This window comes from Sorangium sp. So ce124, assembly GCF_051525235.1.
In the GTDB taxonomy this organism is placed as follows: domain Bacteria; phylum Myxococcota_A; class Polyangia; order Polyangiales; family Polyangiaceae; genus Sorangium; species Sorangium atrum.
Map to the genome: position 1 here is coordinate 1946376 of NZ_CP150312.1, position 13495 is coordinate 1959870.

9 protein-coding genes are annotated in these 13495 nt (G+C 70.9%); 4 read left to right on the forward strand and 5 right to left on the reverse strand.

What is annotated here, in order from left to right; all coding sequences use genetic code 11:
- Positions 1–22: 22 nt before the first annotated feature.
- The gene (locus WMF19_RS07325) at positions 23–1507 is read left to right on the forward strand and encodes an IS4 family transposase (protein ID WP_437898412.1); all 1485 of its coding nucleotides are present in this window, start codon (positions 23–25) and stop codon (positions 1505–1507) included.
- Positions 1508–1669: 162 nt separating this feature from the next.
- On the opposite strand, the gene WMF19_RS07330 is transcribed toward WMF19_RS07325, so the two are convergent.
- Positions 1670–2803, reverse strand: coding sequence for a hypothetical protein (locus tag WMF19_RS07330; protein WP_272100962.1), 1134 nt, complete (start codon positions 2801–2803; stop codon positions 1670–1672).
- A 619-nt stretch (positions 2804–3422) separates the two neighbouring features.
- On the opposite strand from WMF19_RS07330, the gene WMF19_RS07335 reads away from it, so the two are divergent.
- Positions 3423–3674 carry a hypothetical protein gene (locus tag WMF19_RS07335; protein WP_437328069.1) on the forward strand — a complete coding sequence of 84 codons (252 nt, stop codon included), beginning with the start codon at positions 3423–3425 and terminating at the stop codon, positions 3672–3674.
- A gap of 78 nt (positions 3675–3752) precedes the next feature.
- Positions 3753–5882, forward strand: a complete 2130-nt coding sequence (gene glgX, locus WMF19_RS07340; RefSeq protein WP_437898414.1) for a glycogen debranching protein GlgX — start codon at positions 3753–3755, stop codon at positions 5880–5882.
- Positions 5883–5892: 10 nt separating this feature from the next.
- On the opposite strand, the gene WMF19_RS07345 is transcribed toward glgX, so the two are convergent.
- The 4 genes from WMF19_RS07345 to WMF19_RS07360 form a co-directional block, all read right to left on the reverse strand.
- Entirely contained in the window at positions 5893–7212 is a 1320-nt protein-coding gene (locus WMF19_RS07345; RefSeq protein WP_437898415.1) for a GNAT family N-acetyltransferase, read from the reverse strand.
- Positions 7213–7217: 5 nt separating this feature from the next.
- Positions 7218–8105 (reverse strand): serine/threonine-protein kinase, encoded by an 888-nt coding sequence (locus WMF19_RS07350; protein ID WP_437898416.1) that lies wholly within the window; start codon positions 8103–8105, stop codon positions 7218–7220.
- A gap of 73 nt (positions 8106–8178) precedes the next feature.
- Positions 8179–9957, reverse strand: coding sequence for a Rieske 2Fe-2S domain-containing protein (locus WMF19_RS07355; RefSeq protein WP_437898418.1), 1779 nt, complete (start codon positions 9955–9957; stop codon positions 8179–8181).
- A gap of 145 nt (positions 9958–10102) precedes the next feature.
- The gene (locus WMF19_RS07360; RefSeq protein WP_437898419.1) at positions 10103–11269 is read right to left on the reverse strand and encodes an RtcB family protein; all 1167 of its coding nucleotides are present in this window, start codon (positions 11267–11269) and stop codon (positions 10103–10105) included.
- A gap of 168 nt (positions 11270–11437) precedes the next feature.
- Here WMF19_RS07360 and WMF19_RS07365 point away from each other — a divergent pair, with 168 nt between their 5' ends.
- Complete coding sequence (locus WMF19_RS07365; RefSeq protein WP_437898420.1) at positions 11438–13360, forward strand: D-glucuronyl C5-epimerase family protein; 1923 nt, start codon at positions 11438–11440, stop codon at positions 13358–13360.
- Positions 13361–13495 lie beyond the last annotated feature (135 nt).

A 13495-nucleotide genomic window follows, 5' to 3' on the forward strand; every position in this document is an offset into this window, starting at 1 on the left:
CCCGCCAAGCGTCTGAAATGTCATGGGAAATCCCGATGTGGCGGAAGCGACGCCGTCGCTCGTGCGCGAGTTCGAGACGGTGCAGCTGGGCGATGCGCGCCTGCATCAGCGGGTCCGGGCGGTGGTGGCGCGGCTGAGCGTCGCGCCGGGCGAGAGCTTCCCGGACGCGCTGAAGACAGAAGCCGAGCTGGAGGGCTTCTACCGGCTGCTTGGCAACAAGCGCGTGTCGTATGGTGCGCTGGTGCAAGCCCACAGCGAGCAGACCCTCGAGCGGATGGCCGGTCACGACACGGTTCGCGCGGTGCATGACACCACCGCGGTCGCCTTCGACGGCGACGGCGCACGCAAAGGGCTCGGTCCGCTCAACGGCAAGGACACCCAGGGCTTTTTGGCGCACGCGACGCTCGCCGTGGCCACCGACGCGATCAACCAGCCGCTCGGACTGCTGGGGCTGGCCTGCTGGGCCCGCAAAGCCTCCGCCCTGTCCAAGAGCCCACGCAAGAAGAACAGGACGGGCAGCGACTATGCGCGCGTGACCGACAAGGAGTCGACGCGCTGGCTGCGGCAGGTGGAGGCGGCCGAGCAGGCCGTGGGCGACCGCACGTCGCTGGTGCACATCATGGATCGCGAGGCCGACGCCTACCCGCTTCTGTGCGCCATGGTCGAGCAGGGCCACCGCTTCGTCGTGCGCATGGCGCGCGATCGGAACGTGGCGGAGCTGGCCGAGGACGAGGAGGAATCGCTCGACGACAGCGAACGGCTGCGGCTGAGCGAGGCGCTGGTCGAGCTGCCGATCCGGCTTAGCCGCGAGGTCGTGCTCACCCAACGCCGCGCCGGCCCGGTACCTGCGCGCAAGCGCGCGCACCCCGAGCGCTCGGAGCGGAGGGCCACGCTGGGCGTCGGCGCCCGGCGCGTGGCGCTTCGCCGTCCGTACTACCTGCCCGAGCTGGCCGAAGAGCTGGCGGTCAACATCGTGTGTGTGCAGGAGATCGACACCCCAGCGGGCGAAGAGCCGGTCGCGTGGGTGCTGGCGACCAACGAGCCGGTCGACACGCCCGACCAGATCGCAGCGATCGTCGACCATTACCGGGCACGGTGGCTCATCGAGGAGTTCTTCAAGGCGCTCAAGACCGGCTGCGCCCTCGAGACGCGCCAGCTCGAGAGCTTCCGGAGCCTGACGAACGCGCTGGCGCTGTTCGCTCCGATCGCGTGGCAGATGCTGCTTCTGCGCTCGCTGTCACGCCTTGAGCCCAATGCACCTGCGGAACGAGCCCTGAACCCCACGCAGCTGAAGCTGCTGCATCAGCACCAGCCCAAGAAGCTGCCGGCTCAGGGGGCGACGGTAGTCGATGCGCTCTACGCCGTTGCCGGTCTTGGTGGACATCTGAAGCGCAACGGTCCCCCCGGCTGGCTGACGCTTGCGCGCGGAATGCAGACCTTGCTCATGCTGGAGATGGGCTGGAACACCGCCGTTGCCAACACAGCGAAAACTAAGGGGGAAATGTGATCAATCCTCAGACGTTTACGTGGTCGTGGTCGTGGTCGTTCACGGCCTATCGTTGACGACCACGACCACGTAAACGTTCGGATGTAGGAGAACGCGGCGCGAAGCGTGGTTAACGCCTATGCGCCGAGGGCCTACGGTGTTGTCGGCGGGGGACTGGTCGCGTCAGCTCGCGCAGGGCGGCGGCTTCAGGCGGTGATCCCTGTAGTCACCGGGATTGCCCGTCTTTCCCTCGAGCGCGGCGATCGCGATATTGTACATCTCCCGCGCGGTCACGTAGTGGAGCACCCACTCCTTGCCATCGTTGTAACGGGTGGTGAGCTCCCGGTGCAGCGCGTGGCCCCCGGCGCCGAGCAGCGACTCCGCCTGTTCCTCGGGCGCGCCGTGCGTGTAGACCTTGACGAACACCCACTCGGGCCTCCCCTCGACGTGGATGTTCTGATCCACCCACGTCTTCACCCGGTCCGGCGTCGGCGGATCGACCGCCTGGAGCGCGCCGTACTCCATCCGCATCCGCACCCGGCTTCCCCGGCGCGTCAGCGCGAGCGCGAGCGGGCCCTCGATCATCAGGATCCGGTCCTCCAGCACCTCGCCGACCTTGGCTCGCGCCCCCACGGCGTGGGCGCTCCGGCGCGCCAGGTTGCCCGTCGGCCAGTAGATCTGGTTCACGATGGAGTGCTGCGACTCGTCGGGTGCCGACGGGAACGTGTAGTCGGCATAGCAGCCCGTCTCGAAGAGGAGCGGGAGCTCCGCGTCGACTCCGCAGTTCCGCGAGTCCCGCCCGGAGTTCGCCAGGCACCAATTGCCGTGAATGAACCCGTAACGCATGCGCCCGTCCGGGTCGCGCGAGAAATGCCCGTGCTTCCCCAGGATGTCCAGGTACCTGAGGATGTCCGCGCGCAGGTTCTCCTCCGTGTCGTTGTGGTGGTGCAGGTGCAGCTCCACCTCGCCGAAGCCGCTGCGCGTGAGGTCCGCCAGCGCGTCGAGCCACCCGGGCGTGTACTGCTCCCCCGGAAAGAAGAAGCTGTGACGCGGGTGCCGGCCGTCCGCGTCGCGGTACGCGCCGGCCATCTCGGGATACCCCTTCGACCACGCCCTCACCCGCGCGTCGCCGACCTCCGGTGTGGCGTTCTCCCACCCTGGCTCCCAGTGATCGCAGACCGCGAAGAGCAGGTGCCGCGGACCGAGCGGACGCGGAGCACGGGCGTTCTCGATCCTCTGCCGGGCGTAGCCGCCGAGCCAGTTGTGGAGGTTCTTGTTCTTGAGATACTGGAGCTTCGCCTGGAGTGTTCCGATCATGTGCTCTCTCGACCGCGACGCGTTGGACCGGCGGCCGCCGCGGAGGAACGGATACTAACCTGGCCCCCCCGGGCGTAGCCATAGCCGCCTCGGGGCCGCGCAGCGATCAGGATCACCTCGCGGTCTCACGCGACGTCGCGCGGAGCGCGGCCCACCTGCCTCCCGGACGGCGCGCGTAAGGCAGGGCCCGCGCCGCGATCGTGCTCGCCACGTTCGCCCCCCGTGAGGCGCGCGCGACGCCGTCCTCGCCCCCGCAAGCTGCGAGCGCACACGGCCCGCCCGCCCCCACGGCAAGGGATGCGCAGAGGCCATGGAAGCTCGAGCACACCCCAGCAGAGCCCGAGCGGCCGTCCCGTACAGCCTCCGTACAGCGAGCCCGTACGGTATGCATCGTGTCTTCAATTTTTGCATCTGGCTGTTCGTTGCGCTGCCCCGCCTTACCAAGCGAGGGAGGCTGTGAGGGGGACAAATCGCCCCACCTGTGGCGGTTTGTGCCGCCCAGTCTGTCAGCCGAGCACCCACCGTTGTGTCTACGGTGAGCATCCGCACCGGAGCCGTGCTGGCACGACGCCTGCTCTGGGGGGTGCGGACCGCAGCCATCACTGATAAGGAGCCAGGCATGATGTCGACCACGATGACGCCGAGCGAAGAGATGGTCTCCCTCCCGCGGAGGGCCTCCCTCGAATCACCAGCTTCCATGACCGAGGCGTGCGAGCTAGCCCGGCGGCTCGTGGACATGATCGAGCGCCTCAGGATGTGCACCCCGGAGGGCGATCAGGCGCAGGCCCTCCGCATCGCGGAGGGGATGGCTCGGAGCGTCGTGGATGTCGTGACCGACGCCATGGGCAGCCGGCGCCCTCACGTCGCCTAGCCTCGCAAACACGCCGGCCGGGGCGACGAGGCCCGAGGGGGTGCCGCCCCAGCCGTGGATCGCGGAACCGAGACCAGCATGAGCCACAAGCGCAAAGGATTGCGACCGGGGGATCCGTACCCGCTGGGCGCGACATGGGACGGTATTGGAACGCAGTTCGCCCTCTTCTCGGAGAACGCCGAGGCCGTGGATCTGTGCCTCGTCGACGACGAGGGGAACGAGCAACGCCTGCCGATGCGTCACCGCACCTCCCTCGTCTGGCACGTCTACGTGCCGGAGGTCGGGCCCGGGCAGAAATACGCATATCGCGTGCACGGCCCGTGGGCGCCGGAGCGGGGCTTGCGCTTCAACCCGCGGGTGCGCCTGCTCGATCCGTACGCGAAGGCGCTCGCCTCGCGGGTCCAGTGGGAAGCGGGCGCGTTCGCCCACCGGAGCGGCGAGCCCGACGGCGACCTCGCCATGGCCGAGGGGGAGGCGCTCGGCGCCCCGCTCGGCGTCGTCATCGACCCGTCCTTCGACTGGGGCGGGGACCGGCGCCCTTACGTGCCGTTCCACCGCAGCGTCATCTACGAGGCGCACGTCCGCGGCCTGACGATGCAGCACCCGGAGATCCCCGAGGAGCTCCGCGGGACCTACCTTGGCATCGCCCACCCGGCCATCATCGGATACCTGCGGTATCTCGGCATCACGGCCATCGAGCTCCTGCCCGTGCACGCCTTCGTGCACGAGAAATTCCTGCTCGACAAGGGGCTCCGGAACTACTGGGGATACCACTCGATAGGCTTCTTCGCGCCGGACGTCGGGTACCGTGCAGGCGCCGAGGTGGCGTCGGAGGTGCGTCAGTTCAAGGAGATGGTGAAGGCGCTCCACGCCGCCGGCATCGAGGTCATCCTCGATGTCGTCTACAACCACACGGCGGAGGGCAACCACCTGGGCCCGACGCTGAGCCTGCGCGGCATCGACAACCCGACCTACTACCGCCTCGTCCCTGGCAACGAGCGCTATTATTTCGACTACACGGGCACGGGGAACACCCTCAACGTGCGTCACCCGCAGACGCTCCAGCTGATCATGGACTCCTTGCGGTACTGGGTCCTCGAGATGCACGTGGACGGGTTCCGCTTCGACCTCGCGGCGGCGCTGGCGCGCGGCCTCCACGACGTCGACCAGCTCTCGAGCTTCTTCACGATCATCCACCAGGACCCGGTGCTCAGCCAGGTGAAGCTCATCGCCGAGCCCTGGGACGTGGGCCCCGGCGGCTACCAGGTGGGCAATTTCCCGGTGCGCTGGGCGGAGTGGAACGGCCGTTATCGGGACACGCTGCGCGACTTCTGGCGGGGCTCCGGCGGCATCGCCTCCGATCTCGGGTTCCGGATCACGGGGAGCAGCGACCTCTACGAGAACAGCGGGCGCAAGCCGTACACGAGCATCAACTTCGTCACGGCCCACGACGGCTTCACCCTGGCGGATCTCGTCTCCTACAACGAGAAGCACAACGAGGCGAACGGGGAGGGGGGCTGCGACGGCGCCGACGACAACCGCTCGTGGAACTGCGGCGTCGAGGGGCCGACCGACGACCCCGAGATCCTGAAGCTGCGGGCGCGGCAGGCGCGGAACATCATGGCGTCGCTCCTGTTCTCGCAGGGGACTCCGATGCTCCTCCACGGCGATGAGCGGGGGCGCACGCAGGAGGGGAACAACAACGGGTACTGCCAGGACAGCCCGCTCACGTGGCAGCCGTGGGGCTGGGACGACCCGTCGCGCGCGCTGCTGGAGTTCACGCGCAAATGCCTCCGCATCCGGCACGAGCACCCCGCCCTCAGGCGCTCGACCTTCTTCAAGGGGCGCCCGATCCGCGGCGGCAAGACCTACGATATCCAGTGGTACCGCCCGGACGGGGAGCTCATGACCGACGAGGACTGGTCGAACCCGTTCACGCAGTGCGTCGGCGTGTTCCTGTCGGGAGAGGGGCTCGACGACGTGGACGAGGCGGGCGATCGGCTTGTCGACGACGACTTCGTCCTGCTGCTCAACGCGTCGCCGTGCGACCTGGGCTTCCTCCTCCCCTTCGCCGACGATGCCAGGCCGTGGCAGCTCCTCGTGGACACCCACGACGACGCCGCCGTCGAGACGCGGAGGGGAGGGGAAGAGACGGCGCTGACGTCGCGCTCGCTCAAGCTCTTCCTCCGGAGCAGGCGAATCGCCTAGTGCTGAGCGCTCAGAATGCGTTGAAGGTGCCGAGGAAGAGCGGGGGGCCGGCGAACGCGGCGTCGAGGAGGGCGGCCGCCTTGACGCTGCCCACCACGAAGCCCTGGCTCAGGAGATCGCGCGCCGAGGCGGCGCCGAAATAGATCTGCGTGAGCCGCTCGATGGAGAGCGAGAGGCGGTCTCCCGCCGTGCTGCCGGGCGCCGTCTGGACGCCGCGCGCCGCGAAGGTGACGTCGAAGGCGCGCGGCGCGTCCGTGAACACGGGGTCCTCGACGTCGACGCCGATGGCGCCGCGGACGCCGTGCTTCCGCGGCGACGGGTGCAGCGCGAGCGCGGCGGCGACGTCGACGATGCGCCCCATCGCGCCCGCCGCCGTCAGGCCGAGGACGCTGCGCCGGTGCGCCGTGTGCGCGGGCGGGCACAGGCCGGGGTGCCGGGCCGCCGTCTCGTACACGATCGGCTCGTCGCGGATGCCGGGCTCGTCGAGCAGCGGCGCGCCCTGGCCGCGCGGGAGCGTCAGCTCCACGACCTCGTACTGATCGCCGAGCGCGCCGAGGAAGCCGATGAGCCCGCGGTAAGCGCCTGGCGTCGGCGCGTGGAGCTCGCGGACGACCAGCTGCTGGGCGCCGTAGGCGCCGCCCTCCGGGACGTCGAAGAACAGGTAGCCGGCGATCGCCTTGGAGCCCGGATCCACGTAGACGGCGCCGCTCGGAGAGCGCTTGAAGACGCGCACGTCCCACCAGTAGTCGCTCCGCTTCAGCTGCCCCGTCGTGTCGGCCCGCGCGACGTCGTAGGCCTGCTTGATGAGCGGCTCGTCCCGCGGGCGGGAGAAGGCCCGCACGTGGCGGCGCAGCACCGAGTCCGGGAGCCGATCGGGCGAGGTGCGCACGACGTCGCGGAGCTCGCAGACGCCGAAGCCGAACCTCCGGTAGAACGAGAGCCGGAAAGGGTGGAGCAGGGTGAGCGCCTCACCCCGGCGGCGCATGCGGCGGAGGCTCTCGCGGACGAGCCGATCCGCGATGCCCCGGCGGCGGAACTCCGGGAGCACCGCCACGGACGAGAGGCCCTGGAACGGCACGTCCGCGCCCGCGAAGCTCATCGTCAGGTCGAGCGAGGCGACGTACCCGACGAGCTGGCCGTCGGTCTCCGCGACGATCACGTTGTCGAGGGCGAGGTGCGCGTGCTCGGTGAAATACCGCAGCCACGCCTCTGGATCACCCGCCTGGAACGCGCGGTAGGCGACCGTCGCGAGGGTGCCCTCCTCGCCCTTGCGGGCGCTGCGAAACACGAGCTCATGGTTGGAACGGCTCGGGGTGCGGGCGCGGGCCATGCCGGTCAATCTACCTTGGGAGGCGCGCTCCCTGGGCCCGGCGGCCTGGCGGCGGCCCGGCGGAGCGCTTCGGACATCTCCTCGGCCGATCCGAAGCGGCCGGACGGCTCACGGGCAAGCGCCTTGACGAACCACGCGTCGAGGGCAGGCGTGATCTCGGCGCAACGCTGGCTCGGAGGCGAGAAGGTGCCGATCCGGATGGCGCCGAGGAGGGCCTCGATCCCCTTCTGCTCGAACGGCGGCGCGCCGGTGAGCGCGTGGTAGGCCATGACGCCCACGGACCAGAGATCCGAGCGGCCGTCGACCAGCTTCGGGTTGAAGAACTGCTCCGGGCTCATATAAACGAGGCTGCCGACCACCGCGCCCGTGTTCGTCAGCGTGGTCCCATCCGGGTCGACATCCCCCCTGGCGACCCCGAAATCGAGCAGCTTGACGCAGGTGCCTCCGTCGGTGTCGGCGAGGAAGACGTGCTGTGGCGTGATGTCCCGGTGAATGATGCCGAGCTTGTGCGCGGCGGTGAGCCCCGCGCAGAGCTGCGAGACGAGGGCGAGTGTCTCCTCCAGGGGGAGGCGCCCGGCGCGCGCTAGCAGGTCGGACAGCTCCTCGCCCCGCAGCAGCTCCATCACGATGTACGAGAGGCCGTTGGCGGCGACGCCGTGCTCGTACACCTCGGCCACGTGGGGGCTCTTGATCCTCGTCATGAGCGCGCCTTCGCGGTGGAACCGGGCGACCGCTGTCGCATCGGTCGCGAGCGACGCAGAGATGAACTTGACGGCGACCTCCTTGCCGAGCCCGAGGTGATGCGCCGTCCAGATGCTGCCGACGCCTCCCATCCGGAGGAGGCTGTCGAGCGTCAGGTGCGGCGCTACGTGGGATCCAGGCTCAAGCCGCATAGACAGTCAGTATGAATGATGCTCGCAACAGTGCACGTTTCTCCGGTCTCTGTCCGCCGGGCGGGCGGCCGGCTCAATACAGCCCATCGGGTGGCCGCCCATCGGACATGAACTTCTTGGCGACAGCCGCGATCCGGCGCGCGGAGAGCTCCCGCCGGACGGGGACGACGTGGGTGAGCAGCGCCGCGAGGTACGCGCCGTCGGGCCGAGGATCGGACGACTCGAGCCGCTCCAGCGCCTCGAGCGTCTTCACGGCGTGCGCCGTGAAAATGGGCCTCACCGCGGCGTCGAACGCGGCGAAGGGGGCGAGCTCGGCGAACGCGCGCCGGCGACCCGCGGCGTCGAGCTCCCGCGCGATCGCGAGCGCCGCGCCGACGTCGCGCGCCTCCACCGCCTGGAGCAGCCCGCCGCCTCGCGCGCGGGTCGTCGTAGCGGACGCCTGCGGCGCGGCGGCGTCCGCTTTGCGGAGCTTGCCGACGAAGCCGGCCGCGAGCACCGCGAGCTGCGCGGCCTCGCGCGGGAGGGCCTCGCGCCCGAGCGCCGCCGCCGCCTCCGCGAAGGTGACGGCGTGGGTGACGTCGAGCACCCCGACCTCGGCGTCGAGGCGCGCTTCCCAGGCCGAGTCGAAGCGCGCGAGGCGGACGGCGGCGGCGTGGCCGATCGCGCCGAGCAGCGCGAGCGGCCCGGCGCCGCGCGCGAGCCAGCGCACCGTCGCCTCGACGGCCGGCTGCTCTCCTGCGAGCACCTCGGCCTCGAAGGCGGCGCGCTCCGCGCCCTCGAGCGGCGCGGCGTCCGGGCGCGTGGCCGCCGCGGCGCTGTCGGGGCCGGGCAGGGCCAGATCGGCGAGGCGCGCGAGCGCGGCGCGCGTGGCGGTGAAGGGGGGCAGGCTCGTGTCGGCGGTCGCCCAGGCGAGCTGCACCGTGGAGGCGGCGAGGACCTCGTCGGCGGCGGACGAGAACCGCTCGGCCAGCTCGAGCGCCTTCGAGAGGAAGATGGCGCCGTGCCCGTAGTCGTACAGGTGCTGCGCGACGAAGGGCATGAGCGCGCGGCGCGCGCCGGCCGTGCCGCGGATCTCGACGAGCTCGCGCATCCGCGCCTCGGCCTCGTCGCGGCGCTCCGCCGCGAGCGCCTCGCTCACCTTCGCCGGCTCGTCGAGCTCGAAGTCGGCGATGCGCGCGAGGGGCGAGCGGGCCCCCACCTTGCCGTGGCCCTTGCCGCGGGGGCCTAGCCGGGCCGACGCCTCGCCGATCGCGTGGGCGGCGACCACGAACGCTTCCTCGGCGGGGATCCAGCCGCGCTCGACCCAGGCGCAGAGGTCCGCGAGCAGGGCGAGGCCGTGATCGAAGCCGTACTCGGCGCGCTCCGCGCCGTCCCTGGCGAGCACCTCGAACGCGAGGTGCAGGCTGCCGAGGCCGGTCTCCCCCCGGTGGAGCCCGAGCGCGCCCAGCCGGAGGCCCTCGCGCAGGGCGCGCGCCGGCTCGTCGCGCACGACGGCCTCCCGCAGGCCGGCGACGAGGCGCCGCACCTCGGCCGCGGTGTCGACGGCCCGGTTGAGCTGCACGCGCCCGCCGTCGATGCGGGTGGCGTAGCGCCGCACGGGCTCGCCGCCGAACGTGCAGGCGCCCGAGGCGAGCTCGAACTTCCAGTTGTGCCACGCGCAGGTCAGCACGCCGTCGCGCAGCGCGCCCTGCGAGAGCGGGTAACCCTGGTGCGGGCAGCGATCGTCGAGCGCGTGGACCTCGCCGCCCCGGAGGACGCAGGCGAAGCGCCGCCCCGCGTCGTCCTTGCGCAGCACGGGCACCTCCGCCGGAAATTCGGAGAGAGGGCCCAGATCGATCCAGTCCGACTTCATGGCTTCTCCGCGCGGCGGTGCGCGCCGCGGTGGGTACGCGGCGCGCGTCGTGAACGCGACGTGCATCGTAGCCGAGAGCGGGGCGGGGAGGGGCCGCGAACGAGGCCGCCGCGAAAAGTTCCCTGTCCGGACCCGCGCCGGTCGCTCACCCCTTCACGCAGAGGACCTGCCGGAGCTCGGCGACGATCTCCACGAGATCGCGCTGGTCTTCCATGACGCGCTCGATCGGCTTGTAGGCGGAGGGGATCTCGTCGAGGACGCCGCCATCCTTGCGGCACTCGACCCCGGCCGTCTGCGCGGCCAGATCGTCGACCGTGAAGCGCCGCTTCGCCTCGCCGCGGCTCATCCTGCGCCCCGCGCCGTGCGAGGCGCTCTCGAACGCCTCGGGGTTGCCGAGGCCGCGGACGATGTACGAGCGCGTGCCCATCGAGCCGGGGATGATGCCGAGCTCGCCCTTGCCTGCTCGGATCGCGCCCTTGCGCGTCACCAGCACCTCTTCGCCGAAATGACACTCTTCTGCCACGTAATTGTGATGGCAGTAGATGGCTTCCTGGATCGCGAGCTCGGGGAAGTGCCGGCGGAGGACGCCCTCTGCGAGGTGGAACATGGCCTCGCGGTTCGTCCGCGCGTACCGCTGCGCCCAGAAGAGGTCGTGCCGGTAGGCCTTCATCTCCGGGGTGCCGGCGAGGAACACCGCGAGATCGCGATCGGGCAGGTCGCGGTTGTGGGCGAGCTTCTTCGCCGTGGCGATGTGGATCTCGGCGAGCTCCTTGCCGATGTTGCGAGAGCCGGAGTGGAGCATCAGCCACACGCCGCCGTCCGTGTCGAGGCAGAGCTCGATGAAGTGGTTGCCGCCCCCCAGCGTGCCGAGCTGACAGCGCGCCCGCGCGAACAGCCCCTGGACCTTCGGGCTCAGGCTCGCGAACTCGTCCCAGAGCGGGAGGCGCTCGAACCCCTCCGGCGGGGCGTCGTGGGCGGCGAACCCGACGGGGATCGCCCGCTCGATGTCGCTGCGGATCCGCCGGAGATCGTCGGGCAGATCGGCCGCGGTGAGGTTCGTGCGGAGCGCGCCCATCCCGCAGCCGATGTCGACGCCGACAGCGGCCGGCGCGACCGCGTCCCGCATCGCGATGACCGAGCCGACGGTCGCGCCCTTGCCGAAGTGGACGTCGGGCATGGCGGCGACGTGGTGGAACGCCCAGGGCAGGGCGCTGATGTTCCGCAGCTGCTCCAGCGCGATCGCCTCGACCTCGTCCGGCCGGGTCCACAGCTTGATGTCCACGTTCTTGCCCTTGATCTGCGCGGGTCCCATGCGGGCAGAATAGCGCGGGGCGCATGCAGGCGAATAGCGAGGGCGCATGTGGCCGAATCGCGAGGCGCGCGTGCGGGCGCATCGCGAGGCGCGCGGCTACCCCGTTCGGCCTTGCGGGACCTCTGGGTTCTTGATACGCGTCGAATCGCTGCTTCGGGGTCCTTGTCCATGCCGTCTGCTCGCGTGCTCTCCATCGCAACCCTGGCGGCCTTCGCCGCTCTGTCGTGTGGGGTCACGAGCGGTTGTGACGGCCGCAAGCCGAGCGAGGACCCCGCGGCCGGGAAGCCCGCCGCTGCACCTTCCGCGACGGCCAGCGCCGCGGAAGGTGCGGAAGGTGGACAGCGCGCCCTTTCCCCGGGCGACGACCGCTTCGCGGCGCAGATCGCGGCGAACCTACCCCGGGTGCCCGACCCGGTGATCCAGGCGCCGGAGAACGGGGGCGCGGGCGACGAGCTCGACAACGACTCCTTCCGCGATCGCGCCGTCGCCTTCGTCCGTCGGGTGGCAGCGGGCGGTGACAAGGTGACGTGCGATCTCGCCCTCTCGTCCAAACGCCCCTTCCGCGCCGTCGTGATGGGCTTTCGGGAGGGGAAGCAGATCGCCCGCGGGGAGGCGTCGGACGCGGGGCTCTGCGTCGCGCTGAAGGACGCCGCGCGCAGGGCCGTGGCCGCGGCGGGCGGCGCGCGCGAGGCGCTCGCGGGCGCGCGGCTGGTCGTGGAGCTGCCGGATCATCACGAGTCGATGGTGGAGAGCGTCGAGCGCCCGGGGAAGGGCGTCGAGCTCGTCGAGGGGCTCGTGCCGGTCCGCGCCCTCGACAAGGCCCTCCTCGCGCGGCGCATCGAGGACGGCAAAGGCTATCTCTTGCGCGTCATCGATCCGCGGCACAAGGGGGTTCACAAGTACTACCACGCCCCCGCGGACCGGTTCGAGCGCGAGCTGCACACGATCTACACCGCGTCCACGGCGCTGACGCTGCTCAAGCTGCACGCCTACAAGCCCGACGAGCGCCTGCTCCGCCTGGCGACGGAGGCCGCCGGCTTCATGATGGGCATGCAGAGCCGCGAGGCGCGCGATCGCACGGCCGGCGGCTTCTTCTACGCGTTCGACCTGGAGCGCGAGCGGCCCGAGCGCCGGCTGGTCGTCGGCACGGCGTCGAAGTCGATCTTCACGCTCCTCGAGCTCCACGGCGTCACGAAGGACAAGAGGTACCTCGAGTCCGCCGTGCTCGCGGCCGAGTGGCTGATCTCGATGCAGCGGCCGGACGGCAGCGTGCGCTCGGCCCTGATCGGGCAGGAGGGCGGAGCGTGGAAGGTCCAGGGCAAGGACTCGACGCTCTACACGGGGCAGGTCCTCTCCGCCCTGTCGCGCACCTACCGGGCCACGAAGAACAAGAAGTACCTCGACGCCGCGGCCCGGACCGCGGACTACCTGCTCGCCAGGATCGCAGAGAAAGGGTGTTTCCTCGGCGACGACTACAGGAAGCCCAACCCGATCTCGAGCTCGTGGGCGGTCCAGTCGCTCCTCGACTTCGCCAAGGCCGGCGGCGACCAGCGCGTCGAGCAGACCGTCTTCCGCTGCGCCGACGACCTCGTGAAGCGGCAGTGGCGCAGGCCCGAGGACGCCTACCGCTACGGCCGCTGGCAGCGGTCGCTGTCGAGCAGCGGGAGCGGCTGGCTCGCAGAGGTGATGTCGGAGGTGTACCACCACTGCCGGAAGAAGGGCACCGAGGGCTGCGATCGGTACAAGGATGCGGTGGTCGCCGCGATCCGGTTGCTCTTGCAGTACACTTACGGTCCGGAGAGCTCGTTCGTGGTGAAGAACCCGCAGGCGGCCGCCGGCGGCGTGTTCTGGAGCGTCAGGGATCGCTACGTGCGCACCGACTCGGTGTGCCACGCGATGAACGCGTACCTCAACATGATCGGCGATCTCGGCGACGGCCCGCTGCTCACGCTGCCCGAGCGGCCCCTCGCCGAGCGGATGGCGCTCGCCGCGGAGGCGGCGGGCGCGGCGGACGCGGGGCTCCCCGAGGACGAGGGCGAGGAGGCCGCCGCGGGGCAGTCCGGGCCGAAGGGCGACGACGCGGACGACTGAAGAGAGCGCGCGCAGACGGGGATGGCGTCGCCGGAGGGCACGCGGCCGCGGCCCGGCGTCGCTTCGCCGAGCGGGGCGCCCGAGAGCCGGAGAGCCGGCGGACCGCGCCTTCAGCGCGATCGAGAGACGAGAGCA